Genomic DNA, 16,949 nt, shown 5'->3' with positions numbered 1-16,949 from the left:
ACGTGAAGACGGCAATCACTGAACTGTTCGGCATCCAGCATCCGATCATCCAGGGTGGCATGCACTATGTCGGCTTTGCCGAGCTCGCCGCAGCCGTGTCGAAGGCCGGCGGCCTCGGTATCATCACCGGCCTGACCCAGAAAACCCCGGAACTGCTGGCGAAGGAAATCGCGCGCTGCCGCGACATGACCGACAAGCCGTTCGGCGTGAACCTGACCTTCCTGCCGAGCTTTGCCGCACCACCCTATCCCGAATACATCGCTGCCATCAAAGAGGGCGGCGTCAAGGCCGTCGAGACCGCGGGCCGCAGCCCCGAGCAGTACATGCCGGCGCTGAAGGCCGCCGGGATCAAGGTGATCCACAAATGCACTTCGGTACGGCATTCGCTCAAGGCCGAGAAGATCGGCTGCGATGCGGTGAGCGTCGACGGGTTCGAGTGCGGCGGTCACCCCGGCGAGGACGACATCCCGAACATGATCCTGCTGCCGCGCGCGGCGGATGAATTGAAGATCCCGTTCGTGGCTTCGGGCGGCATGGCGGACGCGCGGAGCCTCGTCGCGGCGCTGTCGATGGGCGCGGCCGGCATGAACATGGGGACACGCTTCGTGGCCACCAAGGAAGCGCCGGTCCACGACAACGTCAAGCAGGCGCTGGTTAAGGCGACCGAGCTCGACACGGTGCTGGTGATGCGCGCGCTGCGCAACACCGAGCGTGTGCTCAAGAACAAGGGTGTCGCTGAGCTGCTCGAGATCGAGCGCGAGAAGGGTGCAAGTCTGAAGATCGGCGACATCCACGAGCAGGTTGCCGGGGTCTACCCCAAGGTGATGGTGAACGGCGAAATGGACGCCGGCGCCTGGAGCTGCGGGATGGTGATCGGCCTGATCAAGGACGTCCCGACCGTGAAGGAGCTGATCGACCGCATCATGACGGAGGCCGAGCAGATCATACGCCAACGCCTGACCGGTTTCCTTGACGGGGACATCGACGACGCACCGGCGCGCGCCGTCGCGTGACGGGGCAGCGCACCGCGGGAATGTCGACCTACAATATCGATGGGAGGGAGAGCATGCTTGTAGCAGGCAGTTATCAATACCCGACGATGGAATCCGTGATCTACGGCAAGCCTGCGGCTGAGGCGCTGCGCGAGGAAGCGGAGCGGCTCGGCGCAAAGCGCGTCTACCTGATCGTCAGCCGCACCCTGAACAGCAAGACTGATGAGATCGAAAGGATCCGCGTTGGCCTCGGCGAGCGCCATGCGGAGACTTTCGACGGAGTTCCACAGCATACGACACGCGAAGCGGTGGTGCAGATTGCCAGGCGGGCGACGGAGGCGAAGGCCGACCTGGTCGTCGCCATCGGCGGGGGCTCAGTGGTCGACGCGGCGAAGATCGTGCTGATGTGCATGGAGCACGAGATTTTCGAGCAGGACGGGCTTGACGGCTTCGAGACGACGCCGGAGCGCCGCTTTGGACAGTTCCGCACCCCCAAGGTGCGGATGATCGCCATCCCGAGCACGCTGTCTGGCGGCGAATACAATTCCGGCACGCTGGTCACCGATACCCGCCGCAAGCTGAAGCAGATATTCAACCACCCCATGATGATGCCGCGCAGCATCATCCTCGACCCCGTCATGACCAAATATACGCCGGAGAAACTGTGGCTCGGCTCTGGCACACGGGCCATGGATCACGGCATCGAGGCGATCTGTTCCAGTCGTCCGAATGTGCTTGTCGACGCTGTGTGTCAACAGGGCCTGCGCTATCTGCATGATGGTCTTCGACGCACCAGGAGCAACCCGAACGACGAAGCGGCGCGACTGAGCTGTCAGTTGGGCTCATGGCTGTCGGCCTTCGGGCTGCAGGCGAGGGTGCCGATGGGCGCGAGCCACGCCATCGGGCATGTGCTCGGGGGCACCTGCGACGTGCCGCACTATTTCTGCACGGCTGTGATGATGCCGAGCGTATTGCGTTACAACCGCCCCGCCACGGAAGCCGCACAGAAGTCAGTCGCAGCGGCGCTCGGCGCGCAGGGGCGTGATGCCGGCGAGGCTTTCGCAGAATTTGTCGCGGAACTCGGCCTTCCCCGGACGCTCGCCGAGGTCGGCGTTGCCGAGGACCGATTCGAACTCATCGGCAAGAACGCAATGCTCTCAATCTTTACGCGGGCAAACCCGCAGCCGATCCGCGAGCCCGGCGACATCGTCAAGATACTCAAGTTTGCCGCCTGACCTGGTCTGAGAATAAGCATCGCTTCCTGCTACACGCAGGGCGCGCAAACAATGGAGGAATGCGCGATGTTTTTGGGAATCCGGCTGGTCTGTGCACTCTTGCTTGCAATGTCAGTCCCGTGCTGGGCAGGTGACACGCCCGGCGTCACAGCGACGGCAATCAAAATTGGTGGCATATTTCCGTTGAGTGGACCGGCGTCCTCGATCGGCCAGACCGGGCAGGGCGTACAGGCCTATGTGCAATCGATCAACGATCGCGGTGGGATCAACGGACGCAAGATCGAATATCTCATGCTCGACGATGCTTATAGCCCGCCGAAGGCATTCGAGCACGCGCGCAGGTTGGTGGAGAGCGACGAAGTCGCCTTCATGTTCAGCCAGCTCGGCACGGCAGGTAACTCCGCCGTGGCAAAATACCTTGCTGCGAAACGCGTGCCGACGATCGCGATCGTGACCGGTGCGAGCAAATTTACCAGCGTCAAGGACTATCCGCTGACGACCACCGGGCTTGTCAGCTATGACACTGAGGGGAAGATCTACGCAAAATATCTGCAGCGCGCCTTGCCCGCAGCGAAATATGCGATTCTGTTCCAGAACGACGATCTCGGTCGTGACTACGTGAACGCCTTCAAGACCGTGCTGGGGGCCGATTTCGACAAACGCGTGGTGACCGCCAGTTACGAGGTGACGGAACCAACGGTCGACTCGCAGGTGGTCACGCTCAAGAGCTCAGGCGCGCAGGCGCTGTTCATCGCAGGTACGCCAAAATTTGCCGCGCAGGCGATCCGTCGTGCGGTCGAGAGCGGGTGGAAGCCAATGATCTTCATCAACTTCCCCTCGTCAACAATCGCGGGCACGCTGAAGCCGGCGGGATTGGAGAACTCGGTCGGCGTGATCGTCGGTACCCCGAACAAGGATCCAAGCGATCAGAAATGGGCGGATGACGAGGGAGTCAAGGTCTATCGCGCCTTCTTCGAACGATACCTGGCCGGCGCCGATATCACCAATACCAGCTATCTGACCGGATACCAGCAGGGCATGGTGCTGGAGCAGATCCTCAAACAATGCGGCGACGACCTTTCGCGTGAAAACATCATCAAGCAGGCGAAGTCGCTGAAGAACCTCTTGCTGCCTACGGCGCTGCCCGGCGTTCGGATCAACACCAGCACCAGCAACAACATGATCTGGACGCAACTGCAGCTTCAGCGATGGACGGGGACGGGCTGGGAGCAGTTCGGTGAAGTCCTCGACGGGAGCTCGGAGTAGGGTATTCGTCGCGCTGACACCCCAAGCGACTTGAACGTCCGCCTGGGGGCACGAGGTTCATCAGGAGAAATCCACGATGGCTGATTTGCGAATATTCTCTTATCTGCCGAACCCGCGTGTCTGGAAAGCGACCATCGCTGCCCGGTTCTGTGCCGTGGACGTCGAGATCCGAGGAGCATCGGGCAGGGAGTTGAGGGACTGGCTGTGGGACTACGATGCGCGTCCCTTGGCCGAGCACGAACGTCAATCGCTTTCATCCCTGGCACGCACGGGATGGCATCTCGCCGACTTCTACCAGCCGTGTGGCTTATGCGTGCAACAGCAGGTGAGCCGGGCCTCTTTTGCTCCGAGCTACTCAACTCCTTGAGCTACCGCTCTTGCGTCGGCCGTAGTTTGTGCCCCAGTCGCATCGTAGGCGCTTGGCCAACGCGGCAGCCGTTCCCTCGGCGTCGGCCGCGTTGTCGTGCAGGCTGTAGGCGGTCTGCTCAAAACTGCCATCGATGATCATCACATAGAGCTCATGCTCGCCCTCGCGATCAACCCGCATGTGTTCAGGATCGTCGATCTGCAGCTCACCGAAGTCGGCGTGATCAATGAGGTGGACGACGGACATCAGCGCATTTCCTCCGGGATACCGTGCAGGGCAGGCGGTTGGTGCAGTCCTTCTCGTCACACAGCAGCTATTGCGATTGGGTTGCTCCCCGGGTCCTTGTTTCGAGATGATTGGGCTCGGTTAGGCCATCATGACCTAACACGCCTCGCTTTCAGATCGCTAGCGGTAGGAACGGATACCGGCCCCGATGAGCCGGCTTTAAGTGCGGGGATGCTGGGTTGCTTCCGACGACGATGCCTCTCGATGACTCAGCGGAATCCATGGGTCCGTTTGTGTGGGGCACGGCTGCCTCCCTAGCTCGTGGAGGGAGGGACTCCGGGCGGACTCCGGAAGCGCCGCTGGAGGGGGCCGTCAAACCGGCCGGCGACGTTCGGCCATCTACGCGCGAAAAGGCTCGCGACGTCGCGCTTTGTCTCGCGGCACCCTTGCCTTGGGCGGATGGATGCCAAGGGTCTGCATAGCAAATCGCCTGCACCTGCTGATTGCCGCTTTCAGAGCATAGCGGACATCGCTTGAATTTCTGCTCAGCCAGCGCAGTCGCGATTGACCCATTGCAGACTCATGCACCGCAGCAAACTTCATCCGCCAACGCTCTGGGCAGACGCCAGCTTTGAGACTCCATCGGTGAGTATCGCGGCTGGGAGATTCCACCGCGCGACACGACCGATCGCGGCGAACCAGGGTTAGCGCGTTGTGTTGCGCATGATTGACCGCCCGGGAAGGACGAGCGCTTCGCCGAGATAGCCATGGGCAGTCGCGAAGTTGGGGTTCAAATCAATGGCCCGGCCGCGCGACACATGTTAGCCTTCACATCACAAACATTTAAAACCAGCCAAGGGAGGATTCTCATGAATCCGTTCGCGTCATCCCGCCGCGGTTTCACGGTAATGTCCGCAGCCGCATTGTTGGTCGCCATGACGGCGCCCGGTCTCACAGATGAACCCAAATACAAACCGATCAGCGTGAAGACCCCAGACGGACTGACCATATCCGCCCAAGAATGGGGCAACCCGAGCGGACCCGAAATCCTGTTCATTCACGGCTTTAATCAAAGCTACATGTCGTGGATGCGCCAGACCGACAGCGACCTCGCCAAAGAATTTCATATCGTCACTTACGATCTGCGTGGTCACGGCAATTCCGATAAGCCGCTTGATCCCAAGTATTATCGCGATTCGAAAGCGTGGGGCGACGAGGTGCAAGCCGTCATGGATGCGGCCGGCCTCAAGCACCCCGTCTTGGTCGGCCACTCCTATGCCGGACGCGTCATTTCCGATTACGTGACGACCCACGGCGCAAGCAAAATTGCCGGCATCAACTTCGTCGATGCCTCAATCAAGTTGGATCCAGCGCTGATCGGCGACAATCTCAAGAACTTGCCGCTGATGGCATCCGAAGACATGGCGACCAACATCGCGGCGACCCGCGTCTTTGTGCACGGTTGCTTCTCCAAACAGCCGAGTGTCGACGACTACGAGACCATGCTCGCCTTCAACATGATGGTGCCGGCCAAAGTGCGCGCCGGGTTCTCCGGCCGTCCGCTCGATGCGACTGAAGTCATGTCCAAGCTGACCATACCGGTGCTGGTCACACACGGCGCCGAAGACCGCAACGTCAAGGTGGGTATCTCGAAATACACCGCATCCATCGTCCCCGGCGCGAAACTCTCGATCTATGACGGGATCGGTCATTCGCCGTTCTACGAGGATGCGCCGCGCTTCAACTCGGAGCTTGCCGCCTTCGTACGCGCGGCGACCAAGAGCAATTAAGCACAAGAAAAGCAATTAGGACCACATGCGCCGTTTTGTAGTAGCTGTGGCCGCCTTGAGCGTGAACTTTTTGCGGACAAGCGCCGGGACGAACAGAGCGCGCGCGTGATCCACTCCCGTGCGTCGTTTGTGGCGGTGCGGGAGTTCGAAATTGGCCCTTCGCGTCATTTCGCTGCCGCGCAGTAAGCTGGTCGGTTTCGGAGAAGAGCAGATATCGAACGGCGGCCGAAACCCGCAGAGTCGGTCGAGAATGACCCCAAGCCGACATCCCGCAATGCAAAGATCCTGGCCGCGAATTCCGCGAAGATGGACGTCGAATCCCAGTTGGCCGATAAAGCAGGAGCCATGCTGAGACACCGAGGAATGCGGCACCCTCATTTCGGTCCCGGCTTGCCGTGCCACAATAACTCTGAAACAGTAGACGCGGCTCGTCGGATAGGGGGCGCTCATGGAGTGTCCAAATTGCCATTCCGACACACCGGACACCGGCAAGTTCTGCATAGCTTGCGGCGCGGCGCTGGAAGCGCGCTGCCCCTCCTGCGGTAGTGCAAACCGTCCAAATGCCAAGTTCTGCGCTGAGTGCGGCCGACCTCTCACCGCGAGCGCCCCGACTACCCGTGAGGCGCCGCTGTTTGCGGCGGCCTCTCCGATCACTCCAGTTGCGGCATCCGCCGAGCGGCGCCAGCTTACCGTCATGTTCTGTGATCTTGTCGGTTCGACGGCGCTTTCGACACGGCTAGACCCTGAGGACATGAGGGAGATCATCGGCGCGTATCATCGCTGCTGCGCCGAACAGATCGCAAAAGCCGGAGGGTTCGTTGCCAAGTACATGGGCGACGGGGTGCTTGCATACTTTGGGTACCCGGAAGCGCACGAAGATGACGCGGAGCGAGGCGTGCGCGCGGCTCTCGCCTTGGCTGAGGCGGTCAAAAAGCTCCGCACCGGGATCGACGCGACGCTTCAGGCTCGGATCGGCGTCGCCACAGGATTGGTGGTGGTCGGCGACCTCATCGGCACGGGCGAAGCGCAAGAGCGCGGCGTCGTGGGCGATACGCCTAATCTGGCCGCGCGGCTGCAAACGCTCGCGGAGCCGGGTCAGGTGGTGATCTCGCACGGCACCCGTCGGCTCTCCGCCGGTCTCTTTGAGTACCGCGACCTGGGGAAGGTGGCGCTCAAGGGTTTGGCTGATCCCGTGCGGGCGTGGTGGGTGACCCGTACCAGCACCGTCGCAAGCCGCTTCGAGGCGCAACACGAGACCAGTCTTACGCCGCTGGTAGGACGCGACGAGGAACTGGAATTGCTGTTGCGCCGCTGGCGACGGGCGAGAAGCGGAGAAGGGCAGGTTGTGCTGCTGTCGGGTGAGCCGGGGATCGGCAAGTCGCGACTGACGGTAGCACTTGAAGAGCGGCTTCAGGACGAGCCCTACGGGCGGGTGCGGTACTTCTGCACGCCGCATCACACCGATAGCGCCCTCTACCCGACCATTCGCCAGCTCGAACGCGCGGCGGGTTTTGAGCGGGACGACACGCCCGAAGCAAAGCTCGACAAGATGACATCGCTGCTCGACCCATCATCCGGACAAGAGAACGACGCCCAGCTTCTGTCCGAGCTGTTGTCGATTCCGACGGGCGATAGCTATGCCGCGCTGAATTGGAGCCCTCAGCGCAAGAAGGAAAAGACCTTCGATGTGCTTCTCCGGCGCCTTCAGATGCTGAGCCATCGGCGGCCAGTACTCGTTGTCTATGAGGATGTCCACTGGATCGACCCCAGCTCATGCGAACTGTTGGACATGGTTGTTGAGCGCGTCGCAAGCCTGCCGGTGTTGCTTGTCATCACTTTCCGACCCGAGTTCCAGCCGCCCTGGACCGGCCAGGCACACGTGTCCACGCTCACGCTCAGTCGTCTTGGGCGGCGCGAGGGCGCGGCCCTGGTCGAACGGGTGGCGGGAAACAACGTCCTTTCCGATGAGATCACGACCGAGATCGTCGAGCGCACCGACGGCATCCCACTCTTTGTCGAAGAGTTGACGAAAGCGGTGATGGAGGAAGCTGCCAAAGGGCCGGTTTCAGCGGCGCCGCTTGCCGTTCCTGCCACGCTTAATGCCTCATTGATGGCGCGGCTTGACCGTCTTGGTCCTGTCGCCAGAGAAACCGCGCAGGTCGGCGCGGCGATCGGGCGAGAGTTCACCTACGGGCTGGTTCAGGCCGTGGCAGATCGAGATGACGATGCCTTGCGCGCCGCTTTGGATCAGCTTGTCGATGCGGGCCTGATTTTTCGGCGGGGTTTGTTGCCTGGCGCGACCTTCCTATTCAAGCACGCGCTTGTCCAGGACGCCGCGTACGGCAGCCTGCTTAAGAGCCGCCGCCAACATCTGCACGGCCGCATCGCTCAGACGCTGGAGGAGCGCTTGCCGGATCAAGCCTCGCTCCGCCCCGAGCTGGTCGCGAGCCATTACGCGCAAGCGGGCATGCCGGATCAGGCAATCGACTACTGGGACAAAGCTGGTCGGTTGGCGGTTGAGCGTTCGGCCATGGCCGAGGCCGTGGTGCACTTTGGCAAGGCACTCCGCTCGCTCGCCGACCTGCCGAAGAGTCCACAACGACGATCCAGAGAACTCGCGCTTCAGCTTGCCCTTGCCGGAACTCTGACCGCAACCAAGGGATGGGCGTCACGTGAAGCCGGTGAAGCCTATGCGCATGCTCGGGATCTATGCTTTGAGCTAGCCGAAGGGCCTCAACTTGTGGCGACGCTGAACGGTCTCAGGCTCGTGCTGGCAAATCGCGCAGAGTTTGCCGCTGCCCGTCGAATCGTCGAGGAGTTGCTCGCCGTCGCCCAGGCCGGCGACGATCCTGACGCCAAGCTGCTTGCCGAATACGGATTCGGGTTGAGCCTCCTCTTTCGAGCAGAGTTCACAGGCGCGCTCCAGCATTTCAGGGCGGCGATCCCCGTCGACGATCGGCCTTCGCCTCGATCGCTGACATTCGCGCATGTCGATCTTCGTGTTGCTCCGCGGGGCTTCATGGCCTGGACGCTGCTGCTCCTGGGCAGCGCGGATCAGGCACTGGCGGAGAGCCAGCAATCGCTGGCCTTGGCGCGGAAGGTGTCACACCCTTACGCGTTGGGCATGGCCCTGCACCTCAGCTGTATCTTTCATCAACTTCGCGGCGACGGAACGATGCTTGCCGAACGCTCCGACGAGCTGGTCGCGCTTGCCACCGAGCAGGGTTTTCCGCATTTCGTCGGATCAGGGACCTGTTTTAGAGGGTGGGCAACGATCGCGCTGGGCGGGTCGATTTCAGATGCCATCGGCAAGATACACGATGGTCTGGCGACGAAGCGAGCAACCGGCGCGGAGATCAAGGTGCCGTACTATCTTGGTCTTCTTGCAGAAGCGAACAGGCGAATAGACCGGACCACGGAAGGGTTGAACCTGCTGCGCGAGGCGCTGGAGCTGGCTGAACGAACCGACGAGCGCTGGTACGAAGCAGAACTGTATCGGCTCAGGGGCGAGGTGCTGGTCGCCAAAAGCGATTCAGACGGCGCAGAGCTGTGGTTTTCCCGTTCACTCTCGAAGGCACAGGCACAGAACGCGAAACTGTGGGAACTCCGCGCGTCCTGCAGCCTCGCCCACCTCCGGAGCGACCAAGGTAAGCGCGCCGAAGCCCGCGAACTCCTCACGCCGGTCTATAGCTGGTTCACCGAGGGGTTCGACACGCCGGACTTGCAGGAGGCGAAGGCCTTACTGGAGGAATTGGGGTGACACCACGATGTGAGTAGATGCAGTCTCCCGCCAATAACAGATGCATCCTCAATGACGGTTCGTGATCACCGGGTGATGCCCATTCCCCGTGGAAGTCTTAGCGCCCATTCCTGAGAAGACAGATCTTGCAATGATGTCGCCTGTTGGCCCGACTCGGACCTGCAGCGATGTCCGCTTTCGCGCCGCTGTGGAGGGCGCAGCGGACATCAACGTGTGCTGATTTAGCGCGTCTCGATTTACGAGTGCACGCCCCTGGGAGCGAATGAAAATTTGTCGCGACCGCGATCGTCTCGGCCTATGATTGGCGGGAGGGGTTGTTGCGTGAAAAGTCTCGGCTGAGAGGAGCCGATCGCACCATCGAAGGCGGGGCGATCAAGGAGAACGCTATTGGCTGACCGTTTCCTCCGCGAAATCAGGGATCTGCACCAGATGCGGAAAGAGATCCGGACGTTGCCGGACGCCGCACGCGAAGAGTTCATGAAGAGGCTGGACGATGGCGCCGCGGACGATTGGGTGTTTCGCGCCCGCGATGCGCAACTGCCACCGGCGGATCTTGGCTGGTGTTGGCTTTTCCTTGGTGGCCGTGGCACCGGCAAGTCCCATTCGATGTCGGCGGCAGTTCACGTGGCGGTTCGGGCCGGCATCAAGCGCGTTCATTTAATCGCGCCGACGACGGCGGATTTTCACGATGTTAATCTCGAAGGCGCGAGCGGCATCCTCGCAACCTGCGGCCGTGATCCGCACCCGCGTTGGGTATCGTCGAAGCGAAGGCTGGAATGGCCACACGGCGCCATCTGCGTTTTCTTCTCGGGTGAAGAACCGGAATCCTTGCGCGGCCCGCAATGCGAGCTGTGCGTGATCGATGAAATCGCGCGCATGCGTTATCAGCAGCAAGTCTTCGACATGATGATGCTGGGCTTGCGGCTCGGCGACATGCCGCGCGTTCTGATCGCCACCACGCCGCGTACTACTCCGTTCATGAAAAAGCTGGTCGCAATGGACGGCATCCGGATCACCAGCGGTTCGACTTACGACAACGCCGCGCATCTCGCGCCGGACTTCCTGAGAAAGATCCGCGAGCTTTATGAGGGCACGCGGCTTGGTCGGCAGGAATTGCAAGGCGCCATGATCCTAGATCCGCAGAACGCGCTGTTCAAAGACGACTGGTTAATCCACGACGAGGTGGCGGAGGGGTCGATCGAGCAGGTGACCGTTGGCGTTGACCCGTCCGGCGGCGCGGATGAGGTTGGCATCGTCGTGTCCGCGCTGCTCAATGATGGCCGGTTCGCGGTTCTGGCCGACCGCTCAACATCGGGAAGCCCGGCGCAATGGGGCGAAGCGGTGGTGAAGGCGCACGATGACTTCGACGCCGATGACATCGTGGTCGAGGTCAATTTCGGCGGCGACATGGCGACCGAGGTCGTCAAGCAAGCCGCAGAGCGTATCCATGCGCGCGGCGAGCGCGACACCAACATGATCCGTATCAAGGAAGTGTCGGCGTCGCGCGGTAAGGCCATGCGGGCCGAACCGATCTCGCTTTTGTACGAGAAGGGCCGCGTTCTGCACCGTCGGGGGCTCGATCAGCTGGAAGCCGAGATGATGGCATTCAGCCGCGAGTGGGATCGCGCGGTGGACGGCTCGCCCAACCGCCTCGATGCCATGGTGTGGGGCCTGACGCGACTGTCGAAAGTGATCACGCACATCCCGATTGCATAAGCTCCCCGCGCTTTGTCGGCTACCTGCGGTGTTCAATGTTGGAAACGATGTCAGTCGCGTCGCGAGCGCGAGCTCGATGACAAGCAATGCTATTCGGACGACGGTTGACGAGCAGGCTGAGCTCGATCAGCTACGTAGTGACCAAAAGGCCAAGCGCCTGCGACGGAATTGGGACGCTGGCGAGGACATATCGCCCCGAGGCCATTGATATTGCATAGTTTGTTTAATCTTGTTGTGCCGCGGTAGGGGACTGCGTTGGGTCAAGCCCATTCTTGGGCGTTGGCCGATTGCCCGATTGCTCGTGCGAGCTGGTCGATCAAGCTCGGGCAGTCCGAACGGCCGAGGTCAACCGGGCGAAGGCGGCTGAGCAAGCTCGAGCCTTGCGCCCGCACATCGAGCGCTGCATCGTCGGCGGGCGCACGTCGAGCAGTGCGATCGCGACCGATCTCAACGCGCGCGGCATCGCGGCACCGAATGGCGGCCGATGGTTTCCGATGCAGGTTCGTCGCGTCCGCGATCGCCTCGGCCTATGATCTGAAGACAACCACGCCACACGCAAACGAACCTCGCTCGATGGCAACTGGTCGCCGGGGGTTGTTTTGTTGGCGCGACGGTTCGGCAATCACCGAGCACGACCGGGAGCAGAAGGTGTAAAATCCGATCGCCCTGGATCTACACCCGAGGAGCAACATCATGAAGCAACACATCCGCGTTTCCACCAGGTCAATCGATCGGAGTGCTCTCGTGATCATAAGCAACACAATGCCGCCCCGCGACCCTGAAGACGAAGACGAAGAGGAAGACGACGACGAGGACCAAGCCGATGAACCGCCGGTCGTGCGCGAGCCGGACGAAGACTAGACTAGTCTGCATGTGGCAGTCGGCGCTATAATATTTCCCATGGGTTTGGATGCGAAAGACGTCGCGCTGCTCAAAAAACTCTGGACCGCAGGACAGAGCGCCGCGCAGATCGCGCGCCGTCTCGGGTGTAGCCGTAACGCGGTCTGCGGTAGGCTAACTCGTTTGGGCCTGAAGCGTGGTCACATGCCGCCAACAGCAAACCCCAAGATACGGCCGATGCCGAAGCGATGCCCGGCGTTGTTGGCCGTCTGTGTCCGCCCAGTGGCAAAGAAGGTGTCGCGGAAGACAGTTGGAGGGCAGCCAAAGAAATTCAGCAAGCGCCAACTTTACGCCCTGCTTGCTGAAGCGGTCAGGAATACTCGCTAGCGGACTCTCCCATCGTTCGCAGCGCGGTCCGCTCTCGCAAGTGGTCGTTACCGTGCAGTGATGGTTGCCGCGTATTCGGCCGGTGGCTGTGGTTGGAACCGCGAGGCCAGCGCAAAAGCTTCCGTCGTCGCTAGTACCACCCCTAACAACTGTAGGGCAAGCCTCGCAAGGCGCTGCGGCTCGGCCAACGAGCATTGGCGATGAGGGTACTCGCAAGGCAGTGGAAGAGCCGGCCCCGATTGCTTTGATCACCAACCACCACTAGTAGACGCGCTCCGCTGCACGAGAAACGCCATGCGCGCGATCGCACACGTTCTTGTTCGATATCGTCCTGCGTAACGAAACCCACCTCAGCAGCCCTCCACTACTGGCAGTTCGAGCGGGAACGATCGATGTGTGGCAATCCGCCGAGCGCAAGCCCGGCGGGTGCGACAGGGGCCGAGCGTCAAGTTCAGCAGGACCCACGAGCCGACTATTTGAGGACAAGTTGCTCAAGCACGAGAGCCGGCCCCAATTCCGATTGGCTCAGTACGAGTCAACACAAACGTCTAGAACTGCCGAAGGTTGCAATTTTGGACGCATGGAGCGGCGGCCGCAACTTGCCGCGGCGCTGGCCAAGGCCAAGCTGGCGCAAGTGCTCGATCGTCGTCGCCAAGCTGGATCGGCTGAGCCGAGACGTGCATTTCATCAGTGGGCTGATGATGCAAAAAGTGCCGTTTATCATCGCCGAACTGGTGCCTGACGTGGATCCGTTTATGCTGCACATTTACGCCGCGGTGGCCGAGAAGGAACGGGCGCTAATCGCGAGGCGGACGAGGGAGGCGCTGGCAGCAGCGAAGGCGAGGGGCATGCAGCTTGCTGACCCGAAGCGAGGGCAGAAGAACCGCGCGAAGGCAGATGCCTACGCCGAGAGCCTGCGCGAGTTCGTGACGCCACTAGCCGGCATGACGACACGGAAGATCGCGGGGATCCTCAACGCGCAGAAGATCCCGACGGCGCCTGGCGCAGTGGCAATCGTCACAGGTGATGCGGTTGAAGGTGCGGCTTGGCTTGCGCTGATCGATGCCGGGGGATGAATTTTCGGGCGTGGCTTTTCGCGACCGGCCGAATGGCTACACGGTCGAGCGAGCAACGGTCCGGTAGAGAAAGACCTCGACCTTGAAGGCCACCATCGGCGATCTCCCAGCCGGACAGCAATATTTTGATCCCATCGCCGTAGATGTCACGACGATAACCGAAGAAAGGTCGTGTCGGCGTAAAGGTCATCAATTACCTGGCGATCAGGTGATGAAGGTGTGTCGCGTATGAAATCGCGTCCGTACCTCAATTTCTCAGCCGTTAGCTGAATTCATCGGGACGTAGCCGTCGTTGCGTCATTAGCCCTTTATTAACGAAGCATCGGGAGACTATGAAGGCACGGCCGGCGAGGGTCCAGTCGTCTCGGTTCTGGCATTGGGCTTGGCCGTTCTCGGCGCCCACTCTCCAACCGAGGTGCGGAAAGCAGGGGCGAAGATTCTCACAATGGGGATTGTGAGGGTGTCTGGCAGGGGCCAATTCATTTGTCATGGCTCGGTGGTCATGGCGGGTTGGCGCTGCCCCGAAGCGGACGCATCTTCACGATGGCTAATCGTTATCTAAACCGACCTTTTCCTACCGATGCCAACTATGATCGCAGTGCGAATCCGAATGTGCGCGGCGAGAGCGATCCGCTGGTGGAACTGATCGGGCAGACTGATCTGTTCGGCACCCCGGCCAAGCCCCCCCCTTCCATTGCAGTCGCGGGCCAATGTCCGCCTACAATACGCCCTCGCGCAGGAAGAAGCGAGCGCGCCCGCTGGGCCGCCGCGATGGATGCAGCGCGCCAGGCAGGAAGCCCCGCCACAGCAGGAATATGAAGAGCCAGAGCCGGAGTACCAGCCGAGCCCCGTGCATCCTTTGCACCGCGGCATCGTGGGTCCACCAGCCGCAGCGTCAGAACAGGACTATCAAGACCAAAACGCGGACGACAAACCAGTTGGTCCGTCACGTCGTGACGACACACTTTATCTCTCGATCAAGAACGTCGAACAGGAAAATGCTCGCGATCCGGCCCATCCGGCGATGGTGACCGTTGCAGCGGTGCTGGCACTGGCCGTGGTGGGGACGGGAGCTGTATTGGCCTATCGAACCTATCTTGGCTCTCCGCGCAGAGGCGAGCCGCCGATCATCAGGGCCGACAACAGCCCGACCAAGGTGATGCCGGCCCAGTCTGACGGTGGCGCCTCCAAGATCCCTGACCGAACGCCGCCAGGCGACGGCGGTGAAAAGCTGGTATCGCGCGAGGAAGCACCGGTGGACGTCAATTCCAGGTCCGGCGCATCGCGCGAGGTATTTCCGCCGCTGAACCAGAACAGCAGCCCGCCGCCGGTTGCGAGCGTTTCTCCCACAGGCCCGGCGCTGGTGACGGCCGCGAACGGAGCGATGCCAAACGACGAGCCGCGCAAGATCAAGGCGCTCACCGCGAAGGGCGATGCCACCGAGAACGGTGGAGCCCCGGCGGGTGCGGCCGCACCTGCAAAACCGGGCCCGGCTGCCCGATCGGCGTCCACACCAACTGCTCCGGCTTACCGTAACCCATCGGCCGCCAATGCCAGCAATAACGCACCGCTGACGCTGTCGCCACAGAGCGCGCCAGCATCCGATCCGGTGCCGCCGATCCGTCTCGCCGCTACCAACGCGCTCCAGACGGCCCCCTCGGCCGGCGGCGGTTATCTGGTTCAGGTCTCCTCGCAGAAGAACGAGGCCGACGTGCAGGCCTCCTATCGCGCGCTGCAAAACAAGTTTCCGGCCGCGCTGGGGTCCCGTCCTCCGGTCATCAAGCGCGCTGATCTCGGCGACAAGGGGGTCTATTACCGCACCATGGTCGGTCCGTTTGGATCCACCGAAGAGGCGGCCCAGTTCTGCGGCAATTTGAAAAATGCCGGCGGGCAGTGCGTCATCCAAAAGATGACGAAATCATCTGAGTAGTTCCGCTAAGGGGCCGTCAAGGCTGGCTGTCGCGCAGGCCTTGCCTCTCGCTTAGATGCTGCCAGGCCATGCCTTGATGGCCCCGAGCACGGCGCGAGGATCACGCTGGACGGGACGCCATCGCATCGGTCTTGGCGCACGCGAAGGCGCGTCCCTTGTTCAGAACCGCCCACGCGATGCGGGCGAGCTTGTTGGCGAGCGCAATGGCGAGCACGTTGTGGTGCAGGCGCTTCTTCGCCGCCTCGATCCAAGATTTGAGCCCATAGCGTTCCCAATGCTTTGGCCCGAGCTTGACCAGCACGACCCAGGCCGCCTGAACGAACAGCCCGCGCAGATAGCGATTGCCGTGCCGTGATATGCTGCCAAGGATTGTCCGGTCTCCTGTCGAGATCTGTTTCGGGACCAACCCGAGCCAGGCGCCGAAGTCGCGGCCTTTGCAGAACACGTCGCCGGTGCCGATCGCGGCCACCATCGCGCTCGAGATGATCGGACCGATGCCGGGGACCGTCATCAGCCGCTCGCAGTGTTGATCTTGGCGAGCGAGCGTCTCAATCTCGCCGGTGAGCCCCTCGATGCGTGCATCCAGGTGGCGCCAGTCTCCGGCCAACGCCTCGATGACGCGCGACATGCGGGGCGACAGGACATCAGTGCGCATGGCCAGAATGCCCGGCAGCTCGGCCCGCAGGAAACGCAGACCTTGCCGGACTGGAATGCCCCGCTCCAGCAGGAAGGCGCGGATCTGATTGATGATGCCGGTACGCTGGCTGACCAAGCGCTCGCGGACGCGGTGCAGGGCCTGCAGGTCAAGTTGGTCGGCGGTCTTGGTCGCAACGAACTTCATCGTCGGGCGTTGTACCGCTTCGGCAATCGCCTCTGCATCGCGGAAGTCGTTCTTCTGTCCCTTGCTATATGGCCGCACGTATTTGGCCGGCATCAGCCGGGCGTTGTGGCCGAATAGCTGTAGCTTGCGGCTTAGATGATGCGCGCCGACGCAGGCCTCCATGCCGATCAGGCACGGCGGGAGGTTGGCAAGTCGCGCCTCGACCTGGCCGCGCGACCACTTCTGACGCAGCACGATCGCACCACGCTGATCGTGTCCCACGACGTGGAACGAGTTCTTGCCGATATCGATGCCGATCACGGCGGTTGCGCAGTTGGATTGCTGAGACACGGCGAGCTCCTTGTCTTCGCTGCCCCGGGCCAGCGTTGCGTGCTGGCGGGGCCGGAGCACGGCCGGACCATCATCCCATTCTGATGTCCCCAGTCAAGTACACAGCGCACGGTTTCCCGTCTCCACGAGGACTCGTCGTGAAGTTCTTGCACTGATGGATCGTGCAGAGGAGAAGGCGGGACCCAAAGACGTCG

At 61.8% G+C, this 16,949-nt stretch carries 13 protein-coding genes; 11 read left to right on the top strand and 2 right to left on the bottom strand.

The features are described 5' to 3' along the window. Nucleotides 1-2 precede the first annotated feature (2 nt). The 4 genes from AC629_RS10905 to AC629_RS10890 all read left to right on the top strand — a co-directional run bounded on the left by AC629_RS10905 (nt 3) and on the right by AC629_RS10890 (nt 3,860). Nucleotides 3-1,013 (top strand): NAD(P)H-dependent flavin oxidoreductase, encoded by a 1,011-nt coding sequence (locus tag AC629_RS10905; protein WP_084804775.1) that lies wholly within the window; start codon nt 3-5, stop codon nt 1,011-1,013. A 53-nt stretch (nt 1,014-1,066) separates the two neighbouring features. After that, nucleotides 1,067-2,227, top strand: coding sequence for an iron-containing alcohol dehydrogenase (locus AC629_RS10900; protein WP_084804808.1), 1,161 nt, complete (start codon nt 1,067-1,069; stop codon nt 2,225-2,227). Between the two features lie 66 nt (nt 2,228-2,293). Then, complete coding sequence (locus AC629_RS10895; RefSeq protein WP_084804807.1) at nt 2,294-3,493, top strand: ABC transporter substrate-binding protein; 1,200 nt, start codon at nt 2,294-2,296, stop codon at nt 3,491-3,493. 76 nt (nt 3,494-3,569) lie between these two features. Then, complete coding sequence (locus tag AC629_RS10890) at nt 3,570-3,860, top strand: thioredoxin domain-containing protein (protein WP_245331799.1); 291 nt, start codon at nt 3,570-3,572, stop codon at nt 3,858-3,860. Here AC629_RS10890 and AC629_RS10885 read toward each other — a convergent pair. Beyond that, complete coding sequence (locus AC629_RS10885; RefSeq protein ID WP_084804774.1) at nt 3,849-4,106, bottom strand: hypothetical protein; 258 nt, start codon at nt 4,104-4,106, stop codon at nt 3,849-3,851. The genes AC629_RS10890 and AC629_RS10885 overlap by 12 nt on opposite strands. Before the next feature lie 746 nt (nt 4,107-4,852). Between AC629_RS10885 and AC629_RS10880 the strand changes: the two genes are divergently transcribed. From AC629_RS10880 to AC629_RS10850, 7 genes are all read left to right on the top strand, one after another. Then, nucleotides 4,853-5,875 (top strand): alpha/beta fold hydrolase, encoded by a 1,023-nt coding sequence (locus tag AC629_RS10880; protein ID WP_084804773.1) that lies wholly within the window; start codon nt 4,853-4,855, stop codon nt 5,873-5,875. Between the two features lie 448 nt (nt 5,876-6,323). Next, nucleotides 6,324-9,635, top strand: a complete 3,312-nt coding sequence (locus tag AC629_RS10875; RefSeq protein ID WP_084804772.1) for an adenylate/guanylate cyclase domain-containing protein — start codon at nt 6,324-6,326, stop codon at nt 9,633-9,635. A 387-nt stretch (nt 9,636-10,022) separates the two neighbouring features. Next, on the top strand, nt 10,023-11,351 hold the full coding sequence (locus tag AC629_RS10870; protein ID WP_084804771.1) for a terminase large subunit domain-containing protein: 1,329 nt from the start codon (nt 10,023-10,025) through the stop codon (nt 11,349-11,351). A 693-nt stretch (nt 11,352-12,044) separates the two neighbouring features. Next, nucleotides 12,045-12,212, top strand: coding sequence for a hypothetical protein (locus tag AC629_RS46670; protein ID WP_168195444.1), 168 nt, complete (start codon nt 12,045-12,047; stop codon nt 12,210-12,212). Nucleotides 12,213-12,251: 39 nt separating this feature from the next. Next, the gene (locus AC629_RS10860; protein WP_084804769.1) at nt 12,252-12,578 is read left to right on the top strand and encodes a GcrA family cell cycle regulator; all 327 of its coding nucleotides are present in this window, start codon (nt 12,252-12,254) and stop codon (nt 12,576-12,578) included. A 392-nt stretch (nt 12,579-12,970) separates the two neighbouring features. Continuing rightward, the gene (locus AC629_RS10855; protein ID WP_245331798.1) at nt 12,971-13,654 is read left to right on the top strand and encodes a recombinase family protein; all 684 of its coding nucleotides are present in this window, start codon (nt 12,971-12,973) and stop codon (nt 13,652-13,654) included. Between the two features lie 775 nt (nt 13,655-14,429). Next, the gene (locus tag AC629_RS10850; RefSeq protein ID WP_245331797.1) at nt 14,430-15,584 is read left to right on the top strand and encodes an SPOR domain-containing protein; all 1,155 of its coding nucleotides are present in this window, start codon (nt 14,430-14,432) and stop codon (nt 15,582-15,584) included. Nucleotides 15,585-15,684: 100 nt separating this feature from the next. Here AC629_RS10850 and AC629_RS10845 read toward each other — a convergent pair whose 3' ends face one another. Next, nucleotides 15,685-16,755: an IS110 family RNA-guided transposase gene (locus tag AC629_RS10845; protein WP_084804806.1), complete on the bottom strand. Its 1,071-nt coding sequence runs from the start codon at nt 16,753-16,755 to the stop codon at nt 15,685-15,687. Between the last annotated feature and the right edge of the window lie 194 nt (nt 16,756-16,949).

Source organism: Bradyrhizobium sp. NAS80.1, assembly GCF_001908205.1.
Classification (GTDB): domain Bacteria; phylum Pseudomonadota; class Alphaproteobacteria; order Rhizobiales; family Xanthobacteraceae; genus Bradyrhizobium.
This window is presented reverse-complemented; position numbering and strand designations above follow the sequence as displayed.

Excerpts from the sequence above, each read along its gene's own strand:
- AC629_RS10900 (WP_084804808.1), top strand. The coding sequence starts at position 1,067 with ATGCTTGTAGCAGGCAGTTATCAATACCCGACGATGGAATCCGTGATC.
- AC629_RS10895 (WP_084804807.1), top strand. The coding sequence starts at position 2,294 with ATGTTTTTGGGAATCCGGCTGGTCTGTGCACTCTTGCTTGCAATGTCA.
- AC629_RS10890 (WP_245331799.1), top strand. The coding sequence starts at position 3,570 with ATGGCTGATTTGCGAATATTCTCTTATCTGCCGAACCCGCGTGTCTGG.
- AC629_RS10885 (WP_084804774.1), bottom strand. The coding sequence starts at position 4,106 with ATGTCCGTCGTCCACCTCATTGATCACGCCGACTTCGGTGAGCTGCAG.
- AC629_RS10880 (WP_084804773.1), top strand. The coding sequence starts at position 4,853 with ATGGGCAGTCGCGAAGTTGGGGTTCAAATCAATGGCCCGGCCGCGCGA.
- AC629_RS10875 (WP_084804772.1), top strand. The coding sequence starts at position 6,324 with ATGGAGTGTCCAAATTGCCATTCCGACACACCGGACACCGGCAAGTTC.
- AC629_RS46670 (WP_168195444.1), top strand. The coding sequence starts at position 12,045 with ATGAAGCAACACATCCGCGTTTCCACCAGGTCAATCGATCGGAGTGCT.
- AC629_RS10860 (WP_084804769.1), top strand. The coding sequence starts at position 12,252 with ATGGGTTTGGATGCGAAAGACGTCGCGCTGCTCAAAAAACTCTGGACC.
- AC629_RS10855 (WP_245331798.1), top strand. The coding sequence starts at position 12,971 with ATGTGTGGCAATCCGCCGAGCGCAAGCCCGGCGGGTGCGACAGGGGCC.
- AC629_RS10850 (WP_245331797.1), top strand. The coding sequence starts at position 14,430 with ATGCAGCGCGCCAGGCAGGAAGCCCCGCCACAGCAGGAATATGAAGAG.